This window comes from Amycolatopsis saalfeldensis (genome assembly GCF_900110575.1).
In the GTDB taxonomy this organism is placed as follows: Bacteria; Actinomycetota; Actinomycetes; order Mycobacteriales; family Pseudonocardiaceae; genus Amycolatopsis; species Amycolatopsis saalfeldensis.
Map to the genome: position 1 here is coordinate 23,249 of NZ_FOEF01000016.1, position 14,359 is coordinate 37,607.

General features: G+C 70.7%; 11 protein-coding genes and 1 pseudogene. 10 read left to right on the forward strand and 2 right to left on the reverse strand.

What is annotated here, in order from left to right; genetic code table 11:
* Window positions 1-30 precede the first annotated feature (30 nt).
* From BMY97_RS30190 to BMY97_RS30205, 4 genes are all read left to right on the forward strand, one after another.
* Window positions 31-498, forward strand: a complete 468-nt coding sequence (locus tag BMY97_RS30190; protein ID WP_425425347.1) for a GNAT family N-acetyltransferase — start codon at window positions 31-33, stop codon at window positions 496-498.
* A 15-nt stretch (window positions 499-513) separates the two neighbouring features.
* Window positions 514-1,044, forward strand: a complete 531-nt coding sequence (locus BMY97_RS30195; RefSeq protein WP_091623266.1) for a gamma carbonic anhydrase family protein — start codon at window positions 514-516, stop codon at window positions 1,042-1,044.
* A 31-nt stretch (window positions 1,045-1,075) separates the two neighbouring features.
* The gene (locus BMY97_RS30200) at window positions 1,076-1,753 is read left to right on the forward strand and encodes a uracil-DNA glycosylase (protein ID WP_091623269.1); all 678 of its coding nucleotides are present in this window, start codon (window positions 1,076-1,078) and stop codon (window positions 1,751-1,753) included.
* A gap of 82 nt (window positions 1,754-1,835) precedes the next feature.
* Complete coding sequence (locus BMY97_RS30205) at window positions 1,836-2,627, forward strand: alpha/beta fold hydrolase (protein WP_091623271.1); 792 nt, start codon at window positions 1,836-1,838, stop codon at window positions 2,625-2,627.
* A 127-nt stretch (window positions 2,628-2,754) separates the two neighbouring features.
* Here BMY97_RS30205 and rpmB read toward each other — a convergent pair whose 3' ends face one another.
* A complete protein-coding gene (gene rpmB / locus BMY97_RS30210; protein WP_091623274.1) occupies window positions 2,755-2,946 on the reverse strand; it encodes a 50S ribosomal protein L28 in 192 nt (63 codons plus the stop codon).
* 133 nt (window positions 2,947-3,079) lie between these two features.
* Between rpmB and BMY97_RS30215 the strand changes: the two genes are divergently transcribed.
* Genes BMY97_RS30215 through BMY97_RS30225 form a run of 3 tightly spaced genes read left to right on the forward strand, consistent with a single transcriptional unit; the run spans window position 3,080 to window position 7,619 of the window.
* Window positions 3,080-4,942 carry a DAK2 domain-containing protein gene (locus tag BMY97_RS30215; RefSeq protein ID WP_245787580.1) on the forward strand — a complete coding sequence of 621 codons (1,863 nt, stop codon included), beginning with the start codon at window positions 3,080-3,082 and terminating at the stop codon, window positions 4,940-4,942.
* Between the two features lie 2 nt (window positions 4,943-4,944).
* A complete protein-coding gene (gene recG / locus BMY97_RS30220) occupies window positions 4,945-7,098 on the forward strand; it encodes an ATP-dependent DNA helicase RecG (RefSeq protein WP_091623277.1) in 2,154 nt (717 codons plus the stop codon).
* Window positions 7,095-7,619 carry a GNAT family N-acetyltransferase gene (locus BMY97_RS30225; protein WP_091623280.1) on the forward strand — a complete coding sequence of 175 codons (525 nt, stop codon included), beginning with the start codon at window positions 7,095-7,097 and terminating at the stop codon, window positions 7,617-7,619. Before recG ends, BMY97_RS30225 begins: the two co-directional genes overlap by 4 nt.
* Before the next feature lie 223 nt (window positions 7,620-7,842).
* On the opposite strand, the pseudogene BMY97_RS30230 reads toward BMY97_RS30225, so the two are convergent.
* A pseudogene (locus BMY97_RS30230) lies at window positions 7,843-8,439 on the reverse strand (TetR/AcrR family transcriptional regulator); the annotation flags it as partial.
* A 31-nt stretch (window positions 8,440-8,470) separates the two neighbouring features.
* On the opposite strand from BMY97_RS30230, the gene BMY97_RS30235 reads away from it, so the two are divergent.
* The 3 genes from BMY97_RS30235 to BMY97_RS30245 all read left to right on the forward strand — a co-directional run bounded on the left by BMY97_RS30235 (window position 8,471) and on the right by BMY97_RS30245 (window position 14,268).
* Window positions 8,471-9,694 (forward strand): erythromycin esterase family protein, encoded by a 1,224-nt coding sequence (locus BMY97_RS30235; protein WP_091623285.1) that lies wholly within the window; start codon window positions 8,471-8,473, stop codon window positions 9,692-9,694.
* A 160-nt stretch (window positions 9,695-9,854) separates the two neighbouring features.
* Window positions 9,855-10,748, forward strand: a complete 894-nt coding sequence (locus tag BMY97_RS30240) for a S8 family peptidase (protein WP_245787581.1) — start codon at window positions 9,855-9,857, stop codon at window positions 10,746-10,748.
* Window positions 10,749-10,890: 142 nt separating this feature from the next.
* A complete protein-coding gene (locus BMY97_RS30245; RefSeq protein WP_091623291.1) occupies window positions 10,891-14,268 on the forward strand; it encodes a pyruvate carboxylase in 3,378 nt (1,125 codons plus the stop codon).
* The last annotated feature ends 91 nt before the right edge of the window (window positions 14,269-14,359 follow it).

A 14,359-nucleotide genomic window follows, 5' to 3' on the forward strand; every position in this document is an offset into this window, starting at 1 on the left:
GCGTTCGACCATCCCGATGCGGCGAAGTTGATGGCCGAGGTCCAGCTCGAGTACGTGAAGCGTTACGGCAGCGAGGACGCCACCCCGATGGACCCGGCGCAGTTCGCGCCGCCGCGGGGATTGTTCCTGGTCGGCTATGTCGCCGAGGTCCCCGTCGCGACGGGGGCGTGGCGGGCGCATGACGGGCCGGCGCCGACGTTCCGGCCCGGGGACGTCGAGCTGAAGCGCATGTACGTCGTCGAATCCGCTCGAGGACGTGGGTACGCGCGCGTGATGCTGGCCGAGCTCGAGCGCACGGCGGCCGCCGCCGGACGGCTGCGCGCGGTGCTCGAGACGGGCACCGAACAGCCCGAGGCGATCGCCCTCTACGGTTCTTCCGGTTACGCCGAGATCCCCGGTTTCGGCTTGTACAAGGACGAAATCGAGAGCCGGTACTTCGGCAAGGACCTCGTCGCAGCACCCTTGAAACCTCAGCCCGCCCAGGACTTCCAGCACTGACGAACCGGAGGCGAAATGGCGATCTACGCGCTCGGTGACCTCGTTCCGTCGATCCACCCGGACGCCTACGTCCATCCGGACGCGACTGTGATCGGCGACGTCCGGATCGGCGCGCGCGCCTCGGTCTGGCCGCAGACGGTGTTGCGCGGCGACCACGGTTACATCGAGATCGGCGAGCGGTCCAACGTCCAGGACGGCTGCGTCGTGCACTGCACCGGCCGGCATCCGACGATCCTCGGCCCGTCGTCGGCCGTGGGCCACGCCGTGCACGTCGAGGGCGCCACGATCGGCAGCGGCTGCCTGATCGCGTCCGGCTCGGTGGTGCTGAACGGGACCGTCATCGAGGACGGCGGCATGGTCGGCGCGGGTGCGGTGCTGTCGTACGACTCCCACGTCGGCAGCGGCGAGATCGCGCTCGGCGTGCCGGCGAAAACGCGGCCGAACAAGTCGTTCTCGCCGGAGGAGATCGCCATGGTGGTCGACTCCTACGTCCGGCGCGGCGCCCGGTTCCGCGCGGAGCTCCGCCGCCTCGACCCGCCCAGGTGACGTCGCCCACCCCGCGCTAGGCTCGCGGGCCGTGACCGCACGACCGCTGAACGAGATCGTCGAAGCAGGCTGGGCGCAGGCCCTCGAACCGGTGGCCCCGCAGGTGGCCGCGATGGGGGAGTTCCTCCGCGCGGAGATCGCCGCCGGCCGCACCTACCTGCCGGCGGGGGAGCACGTGCTGCGCGCGTTCAAGCAGCCCTTCCACGACGTGCGGGTGCTGATCGTCGGCCAGGACCCGTATCCGACGCCGGGCCACGCGGTGGGCTTGAGCTTCTCGGTGGCGCCCGACGTGCGGCCGATCCCGAAGAGCCTGATCAACATCTACAAGGAGTACGCCGACGACCTCGGCCACCCGTTGCCGTCCAACGGCGACCTGACGCCGTGGGCCGAGCAGGGGATCCTGCTGCTCAACCGGGCGCTGACCGTCCAGCCCGGGAAGTCGAACTCCCACCAGGGCAAGGGCTGGGAGCAGGTGACCGAGCAGGCGATCAAGGCCCTCGCCGCGCGCGACGAGCCGATGGTCGCGATCCTCTGGGGCCGCAACGCCCGCAACCTGCGGCCGATGCTGGGCGACGTGCCGTGCATCGAGTCGGCGCACCCGAGCCCGCTTTCGGCGCACAACGGCTTCTTCGGCTCGCGCCCGTTCAGCCGCGCGAACCAGCTGCTGGCCGACCAGGGCGCGGCGCCGGTGGAGTGGAAACTTCCCTGACGTTCCGGCGCGTCCGGTGTCCGGTCCGGCGTCGCGGTTCCGACCAGGCCATGACGAATCACCCTGATCCAGGAGGACTGCCATGACCGCCACCGTCACTTCCGCCGACGGCACCTCGATCGCCTTCGACAGCATCGGCACGGGCGTGCCCGTGATCCTCGTCGGCGGCGCCGTGAACGACCGGACCACGGTCGCCGGCCTCGCCACGGTCCTCGGCGACGCGGGTTTCCGCGCCGTCGCCTATGACCGGCGAGGCCGCGGTGACAGCGGTGACGCGCCGGTGTACGAGGTCGCGCGCGAGGTCGAGGACCTGGCCGCGCTGATCTCGCACGTGGGTGGCTCGGCGGCGTTGTTCGGGCACTCGTCGGGCGCGATCCTCGCGCTGGAGGCGGCTTCGCAGGGCTTGCCGGTCACGAAAGTCGCCATCTACGAGCCGCCGTTCGTCGTCGTCGAATCGCGGCCAAGCCCCGGCGACGACCTGGTCACCCGCGTGCGCGAGCTGATTTCCGCCGACGATCGCGACGGTGCCGTGGAGCTGTTCCTGACCGAAGGCGTCGGCGCCCCGCCGCAGCAGATCGCGGGCATGAAGGCGTCGCCGGTGTGGGGCTGGTTCGCGGCGCTGGCGCACACGCTGCCGTACGACCTCGAGATCTGCGGCCCGGGAAACCACCTGCCCGCCGACCGGCTGGCGAAGATCGACGCACCGGTCCTGGCCATCGGCGGCGGCAACGGCGAGGCGTGGATTCGGGCCGCCGCGGAGGCCGTCGCCGCTGCTGTGCCCAATGGCCGTTACGAGACGCTCGAAGGACAGGACCACGGCGTGCTCCACCACCCCGAGTCGCTGCGCGGCCTGCTCGTCGATTTCCTGAGGTGACCACCGATGGGGGTCCAGGGGGCTTGCCCCCTGGCGGGGGTTCGGGGGTTCGACCCCCGAAAGACACCTGAGGCGAAAAAAATGGCGAGTGCTCTACACGAGCACTCGCCACCCTGAAACTTTCGCCTCAGCCGCGGACAACCTTGCCGGCCTTGATGCACGAGGTGCACACGTTGAGACGCTTGCGCTGGGACACGCCGATCTTGGCGTGCACAGTCTGGATGTTCGGGTTCCACCGGCGGTTGGTACGCCGGTGGGAGTGCGAGACCGACTTACCGAAGCCCGGTCCCTTGCCACAGACGTCGCACACGGCAGCCACGTCGAACTCCTCTGATATGGGACTAAGAATGCGCGCCCGAACCAGCCGGGCAACTCGACCATAGTAACGAGTGGTCTCCGGTGGGTCGTCACGGGGTCGATACCCTCGCGGGGACCAGCGAGGAGGTTACGGGGTGCGGGTGCTGGACGTGGCAGCGGTGGCGGCCTGGTCGACGGCGTGTGTGCGCAGCCTGGACCGGCTGCGCCCGGCCATCAACGGCATCAACGTCTACCCCGTCGCGGACTCCGACACGGGCTCCAACCTCCTCTACACCCTGACCGGCGCCCGCGACGCCCTCGCCGCCGCCCTCCTCGACCCGTCCCCAGGCGACGTGGTCGTACGCAGCTCTTCGCCACTGGCTGGCGACGCTGGGCCTAGCAGCGCTTCGCCGTCAGCGGGCGACGCCGGGTTGAGCAGCACTTCGCCGCTGAAGGGCGACGCTGGCGCGAGGGGTGATTCGCCGCTGGCTGGCGACGCCGTCGGGGATGCTGCCCCGCAGGTCAACGCCACAGCCCGGCCTCGCGATGACCAATCGTCGTCCAGCGGCGACGGCTGGTCCCTCTCCGATCCGTCGGCAATTCCCGGCGACGTGGCCGCCGCTCTCGCCGTGCTCGCCCGCGGCGCCGTGGCCGCGGCCCGGGGTAACTCCGGCGTGATCATCTCCCAGGTCATCCGCGGAATCGCCGAATGGACGGCCACGGGGGGCGAGCTGGACGGCGCCGGGCTGGCCGCCGCGCTCGGGCACGCCGACAAGGTCGCCACCGGTGCGGTCAGCCGTCCCGTCGCGGGGACGATGCTCACTGTCCTGCACTCGGTGGCCGGGGCCGTTCGCGGGGACACCCGGCCGCTTGCCGAGGTTGCCGAAACCGTCGCTGCCGCCGCTGCCGCCGCGCTCGAAGAGACCCCCAAGCAGCTGCCCGCCCTGGCGAAGGCCGGGGTCGTCGACGCCGGGGGACGCGGGCTGGTCGCCGTGCTCGACGCGCTCGCCGGCGTCGTCACCGGCAAGAACGCCGCGCCCGAACACGAGCTGGAGGTCGCCGTCGCCGCGCCTGTCGCCGAGCCCGCGCCGTACGCGTGGGAGGTCATGTACCTGCTCGACGGCGTCGACGAGGCGCAGCTCCCGGCGTTGCGCAAGGAGCTGAGCGGTTTCGGCGACAGCGTCACGGTCGCGGGTGACGGCTCGGGCAGCCACGCCGTCCACGTTCACTGTGCCGACATCGGCGCCGCCATCGAGGCCGGGCTCGACCTGGGCCGGCCGCGCCGCGTCCGCGTCGAACCGCTGCTCACGCCGACGCCGATCGAGCCCGGCGGCGGCCTGGACCGGTCCGTGGTGGCCGTCGTCCGCGGCGGCGGGCTGGCCGAGCTGCTGCGTGCAGAGGGCGTTGCTGTGCTAGCCGTTCCCGACGGCGAGACGCCGGGCGTCGAGGACATGATCGGGCTGTTCAACGAGGTCGCGGGGCGGCACGTCACGGTGTTGCCCGGCGGTATCGACCTGACCGCCGCCGCCGACACCGCCGCCGGGCACGCGATGGCGGGCGACCGTGACGTGGTGGTGATCCCCTGCACGTCGCCGGTCCAGGTGCTGGCGGCGCTCGCGGTGCACGACGGGGACCGCCGCGCCAACGACGACGTCGTCGCCATGGCCGAGGCCGCCGCCGCGACGAGGCGTGGCGAGCTGCGGATCGCCGACGAGGAGTCGCTAACCTGGGTGGGCCGGGCCCAGTCCGGTGACGTGATCGGCCTGGTCGACGACGAGGTGGTGCTGATCGAAGCGGCGCCCGCCTCGGAGACGAACCTGGTCGCGGCCGCGATGGGCGTGCTCAACCGGATGTTGACCCTGGGCGGCGAATTGGTCACCGTCCTGGCCGGCGCGGACGCCCCGCCCGGGGTGGCCGCCGAACTCGCCGAGCAGCTGAGGCTGGAACACCCCGAGGTGGAGTTGACGAGTTATGCCAGTGGCCAGGCCGAAGCCGTGCTGCTGATGGGGGTGGAATAGGGATGGCCGGGCTACGCGACAAGCTCCCGCTGCTGCTGGGCGCGAAGACGGCGAAGGCGCTCTCCGGGGCGCTGGACATCGAGACCGTTTCAGACCTGCTTCGGCACTACCCGCGCCGGTACGCCGAGCGCGGCGAGCTGACCGACATCGCCGGCCTGGAGCTGGGCGAGCACGCGACCGTGCTGGCGCGGATCGAGAAGATCAGCAAGCGCCGCATGAAGTCGCGCAACGGCACCATCCTCGACATGGTCATCACCGACGGCAAACGGCGCCTGGCCTGTGCGTTCTTCAACCAGGCGTGGCGCGAGAAAGAGCTGTCGCCCGGCAAGACGGGGCTGTTCGCGGGCAAGGTGACGGCGTTTCGCGACACGCTGCAGCTGGCGAACCCGGAGTACGAGCTGCTCGACGCCGAGCGCGAGGCCGAGGCCGTCGACAGCTTCCTCGCCGAGATCATCCCGGTGTACCCGGCGGCGCAGGGCATGCCGTCGTGGTCCATCGCCAAGTGCGTGCGCCAGGTGCTCGACGTGCTGGAGGTCGACGAGGACCCGATGCCAGAGGAGCTGCTGAAGCGCAACGGCCTGCCCGGCTTGGAGCGCGCGCTGCGGGGGATCCACCGGCCGGAGGACTGGGCTCACCTGGAGACCTCGCGGCACCGGCTGAAGTGGGACGAGGCCATGGCCGTCCAGCTGATCTTCGCGCAGCGGCGGCATTCCGCGGTGTCCCGGCCGGCGAAGGCCAGCCCGCACACCGACGGCGGCCTGCTGGACGCGTTCGACAAGCGGCTGCCGTTCGAGCTCACCGCGGGCCAGCGCGCGATCGGCGAGGATCTCGCCGCCGACCTGTCGACCGAGCATCCGATGAACCGTCTGCTGCAAGGCGAAGTGGGCTCCGGCAAGACCGTGGTCGCGCTGCGGGCGATGCTGCAGGTCGTCGATTCCGGGCGACAGGCCGCGCTGCTCGCGCCCACTGAGGTCTTGGCCGCGCAGCACGCGCGTTCGCTGCGTGAAATGCTCGGTGAGCTGGGCATGGCCGGCGAGCTGGGCGCGGCGGACAACGCCACGCGCGTCACGCTGCTCACCGGTTCGATGGGCGCGAAGGAGCGCAAGAAGTCGTTGCTGGAGACGGTCAGCGGCGAGGCCGGCATCGTCGTCGGCACGCACGCGCTGATCCAGGACACCGTGCAGTTCGCCGATCTCGGCTTCGTGGTGGTCGACGAGCAGCACCGGTTCGGCGTCGAGCAGCGGGACGCCCTGCGCTCGCGCGGCGCCGACTCCACCAGCCCGCACGTGCTCGTCATGACGGCGACGCCGATCCCGCGCACGGTCGCGATGACCGTCTACGGCGACCTCGAGACGTCCGCGCTGCGCGAGATGCCCGTGGGCCGCTCCCCGATCAAGACCACCGTGGTGCCGGTGGCGGAGAAGCCCGCTTGGTTCGACCGCGTGTGGCAGCGCGTCACCGAGGAGGTCGCGAAAGGGCACCAGGCGTACGTCGTGTGTCCGCGCATCGGCGACGAGCCGCCGTCGGACAAGAGCGACAAGCGGCCGCCGCTCGCGGTGCTCGACGTCGCCCCCGATCTGGTGGGCGGGCCGTTGAAGGGCCTGCGCGTCGCGGCACTGCACGGCCGCATGCCGCCCGACGAAAAGGACGCCGTGATGCGCGCGTTCGGCGACGGCAAGGTGGACGTGCTCGTGGCGACGACCGTCGTCGAGGTCGGCGTGAACGTCCCCAACGCGACGGCCATGGTGATCCTCGACGCCGACCGGTTCGGCGTGAGCCAGCTGCACCAGCTGCGTGGCCGCGTCGGCCGGGGGAGCGTGCCCGGCCTGTGCCTGCTGGTCACGGAGACCCTGGACGGCACCTCCACCCGCGAACGGCTGGCCGCGGTCGAATCGACCACGGACGGTTTCGAACTGTCGCGTTTGGACCTCGAACTGCGTCGTGAGGGGGACATCCTCGGCGCGTCGCAGTCCGGCAAACGCTCGAGCCTCAAGCTGCTTTCGCTGCTGCGCGACGAGGACGTGATCACGGAGGCGCGTGAGCAGTCGCAGGAAATCGTGGTGCGCGACCCGTCGCTGTCGGAATACCCTCGCCTGGCCCAGATGGTCTCGGACGTCGTGGACATGGACCGCGCGGAATACCTGGAGAAGAGTTGACCTCAGCCATCCGTCTCGCCACTGTCGCCGACGCAGCGGAGATCGCCGCCGTCCACATCGGCTCCTGGCAGGCGGCTTACGACGGGCTGTTGTCGGCGGAGTTCCTCGCGGGCCTTTCGCTGCCGGCGCGCGAACGGGCCTGGACGGAAGCACTGTCCGCCGCTGATTCTCGTCACACGGTGCTGGTCACGTCCGTGGACGGGGCCGTCACAGGCTTCGCCGCCGTCGGCCCCAGCCGCGACGAGGACGCGACCCCGGAAACCGGTGAGCTGTCGGCGATCTACCTGGTGGCGGACCACTGGGGCCGTGGCGCGGGGCGGGCGCTGCACGAACGCGCGGTGGCGGCACTGGCCGCCACCTTCAGCACGGCCACCCTGTGGGTCCTCTCGACGAACGCCCGAGCCCGCCGCTTCTACGAACGGGCCGGCTGGTCACCGGAGGACCGCACCAAGGTCGAAACGATCGCGAACGGGACTGTCACGCTTGACGAAGTCCGGTACCGGTTGTCGCTGCGCGGCTGAACTCCCGGCCCCGTTGCCGGTGCTGGCAGTCGTTTCTGGGGGCTACGGCCAAGCTGGCGAGCGCGTGTGGATCAGCTCGGTCGTCTCGGCTTCAGATCCGGCGGGGTTGGTCGTCGGCGGAATTCGGCGAATCGGTCTCGCGATCGGCCAGGGCTTCGTGGTCGTTGCCTGCGTTGTCGCTATCACCGTCGCCGGCGTCGTCGTTCGGCGGCGAATCCGTGGCGAAAACTCCCGCCCGGGCGGCGGCCGCGGCAGCCTCCGCGGCAATTCGCGCCTCGCGGGTGGTCACGGGTTCCCGCGAGATGAACAGGCGGTAGAAGATCGGCCCGTTCGCCGCGCGCAGGACCTCCGTGGGGTCGGTGCCGGCCGGAGCCTCGCCACGGGTGACGGCGCGCGTCACGATCACCGCGCAACGGCCGTGCCGATCTTGGTAGAACGCGTGCAGCGCCTCGGCCGCGCGCGCCGAGTGGAAGGCCGCCAGCACCGACGCCGTCGGCAGTTCACGCAGAGCGGGCTCGGTGAAATAGCGGACGACCTCCGCCAGCATCTCGCGCAGGTCGCCGGCGAGCGAGCCGGTGTCGGGCGCCGTCCAATCGTCCTCGACGCCCAGGTGCAGCGCGGCGGCGACGAGCCCGTCCGTCGACTCCCAACGGCGATAAACGGTGGTCTTGTGCACGCCCGAACGCTCGGCGACGGCCTCCACGGTCAGGTTGACGAAGCCGCGCTCGGCGAGCAGGTCGAGGGTCGCCTGCAGCACGGCGACGCGCGTCCGCTCCGTGCGGCCACCCGGTCGGCGGGTCCCGGCCAATTCAGTTGCCAAATGCGACTCCTGTTGCGTTAGTGTGCCCAGTATGCCAGACCTCGACGCAGTGACGCCCTTTTCGCCGGACGACCTGACCCCGATCGCCGACCTGATCGGCGACGCGCGCGTCGTGGCGATCGGCGAGAACAACCACCACATCCGCGAGTTCGGCGAGCTGCGCAACCAGCTCTTGCGGCACCTCGTGACGGAGCGCGGCTTCACCGTGCTGGGCTTCGAGTCGGGATTCGCCGAGGGACAGCTCGTCGACGAATGGCTGCGCGGCGGTCCCGGTGACGTCGCCGACATCGCCCGTGACGGCTTCACCTTCAAGCTCGGCGACCCGCCCGAGATACACGAGATGCTCACGTGGCTGCGCGGGCACGGCGGAGTCCGTTACGCGGGCCTCGACGTCCCGAGCTCGGGAGGCTCGCCGGTCCCGGCTTTGCTTGCCGTGCGGCGGTATCTGGAGGACGTCGACCCGGACGTCCTTCCGCTGGTCGAGGCCGGTCTCACCGCTTCGGAGCCATACGCGTCGGTCAGCAATGCCGTCGCCCCTGGCCGTTATGCGGCAATGGCCGCGCCCGCGCGTGATGCGGCGACGGCGGCGCTGGCCGTGCTCGTCGCGCACCTCCGTTCGCTGGCGCCGGTGTACCAGCAGCGTCGCGAGGGGGACTCTCACGCGCACGCCATCGCCGAGCATCACGCGGCCGGCGCGCTCCGCATCGACACCTGCCTGCGCGAGCTGGCGGCAATGATGTCCGGCGCGGCGCCGGCGCTCGTGAGCTCTTCGCGTGACACCTACATGGCCTCGACGGTCCAGCTGTTGCGGCGCCTCCACGGCGAGGGCGAGAAGATCATCGTGATGGTCCACAACGGACACTTGCAGCGCGTGCCATTCGCGCCGAAGCCGTCGATGCGCTTCCCCTCGGCGGGCACCCACCTGGCGGCGGAGCTCGGCGAGGACTACTTCGCCCTCGGTCTCACCGCCGGCGTGGGCACCACCACCGGTCTCACGCCTGATGACAGCGAGCGCCTCGGCTTCCGCGTCTACGAGAACGAGCTGCCGCCGCTGGTGGAGGACAGCGTCGAGGCCGCGCTGGCCGAGTCAGGTTCCTGTCTCGTCGACCTGCGCGCCAACCGCGCCAAGGGCGTCACGGGGCCGTCGAGCATGCGGCACGCTCACCTGTTCACACCGGTTGACGTCGTGCAGGCCTTCGACGCCCTGGTCCACCTGCCGCGGATGTCCGTCAGCGGCAACGTCCCGTCTGCCTAGCGGTCGGCGTCCTCGCGGCGGTTCGTGCGTCGGCGAGGACAGATTGCCTGGGTCAAACACGGACCAGCCCATCGGGTGATGTCGAGTTGCCGCCCACCGGCGACCGGGATACGACGCAGTCATGCGGAATCGGACGGCGCGTGGTCTCTTGTCGGCAACAATGGCGTTTCTGCTGGTGGCGGGCGTGCAAACGCCGGCGCTCGCGGCCGGTGGCACCCAGGCCAACCCACCGAGCTGGGGACTCGACCGGATCGACCAGCGGACCGGGCTCGACCAGAAGTACCACTACGAAACCGACGCCTCGGACGTCACCGTGTACGTGATCGACAGCGGTGTCGACGCGAAGCACCCGGACCTCCAAGGCCGCGTGGCGCCGGGCAAGGACTTCCTCACCAGCGGCGCCGACACCTCCGATACCAACGGCCACGGCACGCGCGTCGCCGGCATCATCGCCGGGAGCAGCTACGGCGTCGCCAAGGGCGCGCAGATCTTCCCGGTCCGGGTGCTCGACAAGGACGGCGGCGGCTCCACCGACAACATCATCGCGGGCATCACCTGGGTGACGCAGAACGCGCACCAGCCCGCGGTCGCCGTCCTCGGCATCGGCGGCGTGCCCAACGAGAAGCTCGACAACGCTGTCACCGGCCTCGCCGCCGTCATGCCCGTCGCGGTTCCCGCGGGTGAAGGCGGTACGGACGCGAGCCAGATCTCGCCGGCGCACGTGCCGACCGCGCTGACCGTCGGCGCGAGCGACGTCCAGGACCAGGTGGCGAGTTTCTCCAATTTCGGGCAACCCCTGGAACTGTACGCGCCGGGCGTCGACATCCCGGCGCCGATCGCGGGGACGTCGAATGTCGGCACGCTCTCCGGCACATCGATGGCCGCGGCCTTCGTGGCGGGCGCCGCCGCCCTCTACCGCTCGGCGCATCCGGAGGCCGCGCCGGCGGACGTCGCCACGGCCTTGGTGCAGGCGGCGACCCCGGACGTGCTCAAGAACGTGCCCGCGGGAACGGCCAACCGGCTCCTCTGCACCCTGCCTGCGGCGAAGCCCTGACTGTTGCGGGGGAGCGCAACGCCCCGCATCATGCACCCAGGTCGGCGGGCATGATGTCCATCACCTGGACAACGGCTCCCGGACAGCGGGAAGAACCGGGTAACGTGCCTTCACTACCGATCCGAAACGGGAAGGACCGGGCATGTTCCGCAAGGTGCTGGTGGCCAACCGCGGCGAGATCGCCATCCGGGCGTTCCGCGCAGGCTACGAACTGGGAGCGGGCACGGTTGCCGTGTTCCCGCACGAGGACCGCAACTCGCTGCATCGGCTGAAGGCCGACGAGGCCTACGAGATCGGTGAGCCGGGTCACCCGGTGCGCGCCTACCTCTCGGTGGACGAGATCGTCGCGGCCGCCGAGAAGGCGGGCGCGGACGCCGTTTATCCGGGATACGGCTTCCTGTCGGAGAACCCCGACCTGGCCCGTGCCTGTGAGGAGGCGGGGATCACGTTCGTCGGGCCATCCGCCGACATCCTCGAGCTCACGGGCAACAAGGCCCGCGCCGTCAAGGCGGCGCGAGAGGCCGGCGTGCCGGTTCTGGGCTCGTCGGAGCCGTCCAGCGACATCGACGCACTCGTGGCAGCGGCCGACGACCTGGGCTTCCCGGTGTTCGTGAAGGCCGTCGCCGGTGGTGGCGGCCGCGGCATGCGGCGGGTCCAGGAGCCGGCTCAGCTGCGCGAGTCCATCGAGGCGGCCGCGCGCGAGGCCGAGTCCGCGTTCGGCGACCCGACGGTGTTCCTGGAGAAGGCCGTCGTCGAACCGCGGCACATCGAGGTACAGATCCTCGCCGACGGCGAGGGCAACATCATCCACCTCTACGAGCGCGACTGCTCCGTCCAGCGCCGCCACCAGAAGGTGGTCGAGCTGGCGCCCGCGCCGAACCTCGACCCCGAGCTGCGGGCCCGGATCTGTGCCGACGCCGTCAAGTTCGCGCGCCAGATCGGCTACCGCAACGCCGGCACGGTCGAGTTCCTACTCGACAAGCAAGGCAATCACGTCTTCATCGAGATGAACCCGCGGATCCAGGTCGAGCACACGGTCACCGAGGAGGTCACCGACGTCGACCTCGTGCAGTCCCAGCTGCGGATCGCCTCGGGCGAGACCCTCGAGGACCTCGGCCTCTCGCAGGACAAGATCTACCTGCGCGGCGCCGCGCTCCAGTGCCGGATCACCACGGAGGATCCGGCCAACGGCTTCCGCCCGGACACGGGCATGATCAGCGCCTACCGCTCGCCGGGCGGCTCCGGCATCCGGCTCGACGGCGGTACCGCCTTCTCCGGCACGGAAATCAGCGCCCACTTCGACTCGCTGCTGGTGAAGCTCACCTGCCGCGGCCGTGACTTCAAGACCGCCGTGGGCCGCGCCCGCCGAGCCGTCGCGGAGTTCCGTATCCGCGGTGTGGCGACGAACATCCCGTTCCTGCAGGCCGTGCTCGACGACCCGGATTTCCGCGCAGGCCACGTCACCACGTCGTTCATCGAGGAACGGCCACACCTGCTCACCGCGCGCCACTCCGCGGACCGCGGCACGCGCCTGCTCACCTATCTGGCCGATCAGACGGTGAACAAGCCGCACGGCGAGCGGCCGCGCACCATCGAGGCAGCGGCGAAGCTGCCGAAGATCCCGGCGGGCGTCAAGCCGGCCGACGGCTCCAAGCAGAAGCTCACCGAGCTGGGCCCGGTCGGCTTCGCGAGCTGGCTGCGCGAGTCGCCGCTGCTCGGCGTCACGGACACGACGTTCCGCGACGCGCACCAGTCGCTGCTCGCCACGCGGGTGCGGACGAAGGACCTGCTCGCCGTCGCGCCGGTGGTTGCCGCCACCGTGCCGCAGCTGCTTTCGCTGGAATGCTGGGGCGGCGCCACGTACGACGTCGCGCTGCGCTTCCTGGCCGAGGACCCGTGGGAGCGGCTGGCCCAGCTGCGCAAGGCCGTGCCGAACATCTGTCTGCAGATGCTGCTGCGCGGGCGCAATACCGTCGGCTACACGCCTTACCCGACCGAGGTGACGAACGCTTTCGTCGAGGAGGCGACCGCCACCGGCATCGACATCTTCCGCATCTTCGACGCGCTCAACGACGTCGAGCAGATGCGGCCGGCGATCGAGGCCGTCCGCGAGACCGGCACCGCCGTCGCCGAGGTTGCGCTCTGCTACACCTCCGACCTGTCCGACCCCGGCGAAAAGATCTACACGCTCGACTACTACCTCCGGCTGGCCGAACAGATCGTCGGCGCCGGCGCGCACATCCTGGCGATCAAGGACATGGCCGGCCTGCTCCGCGCGCCCGCCGCGGCGAAGCTGGTGACCGCACTGCGCAGGGAGTTCGACCTCCCGGTCCACATCCACACGCACGACACGGCGGGCGGCCAACTGGCCACCTACCTCGCCGCCATCCAGGCGGGCGCGGACGCGGTGGACGGCGCCGTCTCGTCGATGGCGGGCACGACGTCGCAGCCCTCGCTCGGCTCGATCGTCGCAGCCACCGACCACTCCGACCACTCGACCGGCCTCGACCTGCAGGCGATCGGCGACCTGGAGCCGTACTGGGAGAGCGTTCGCAAGATCTACGCGCCCTTCGAAGCCGGCCTCGCGTCGCCCACCGGTCGCGTGTACCACCACGAGATCCCGGGCGGGCAGCTGTCGAACCTGCGCACGCAGGCCATCGCGCTGGGCCTTGGCGACCGCTTCGAGGACATCGAGGCCATGTACGCCGCCGCGGACAAGATCCTGGGCCACCTGGTGAAGGTGACGCCTTCGTCCAAAGTGGTCGGTGACCTCGCGCTGCACCTCGTCGGCGCGGGCGTGTCGCCCCAGGACTTCGAGGCGGAGCCGAACAAGTTCGACATCCCCGACTCCGTGATCGGCTTCCTGCGCGGCGAACTCGGCGACCCGCCGGGCGGCTGGCCGGAACCGTTCCGCACCAAGGCTCTTGAGGGCCGTTCGGCGGCCAAGCCGGTGGTGGAACTGTCCGAAGAGGACCGGAAGGAGCTGACGGACGACCGTCGCGGCGCGCTGAACAGGCTGCTGTTCCCGGGCCCCACCAAGGAGTTCCAGGCCCACCGCGAGGCGTACGGCGACACGAGCGTGCTGCCCAGCAAGGACTTCTTCTACGGCCTGCGCCCGGGCGAGGAGTACGCGGTCGACCTGGAGCCGGGCGTCCGCCTGCTCATCGAGCTGGAGGCGATCGGCGAGGCCGACGAGCGTGGCCTGCGCACCGTCATGTCGTCGCTGAACGGCCAGATCCGGCCGATCCAGATCCGGGACCGCTCCATCGCCTCGGACATCCCGGCCACGGAAAAGGCCGAGAAGGGCAACCCGAAGCAGATCGCCGCACCGTTCGCCGGCGTGGTGACGCTGCAGGTGGCCGAGGGCGACGAGGTGGAGTCCGGTGCGACCGTGGCGACCATCGAGGCCATGAAGATGGAGGCTTCCATCACCGCTTCGACGGCGGGCAAGGTCGGGCGGCTGGCGATCACCTCCGTTCAGCAGGTCGAGGGCGGGGACCTCCTCATCGTGCTGGAGTAGCCGGCCACTCCGCCAGTTTCCGGTGTCGCGAACGGCCCTTTCGCTCCCCTGCGTAGCGAAAGGGCCGTTCGCGACGTTCTGGGCTCGTGCT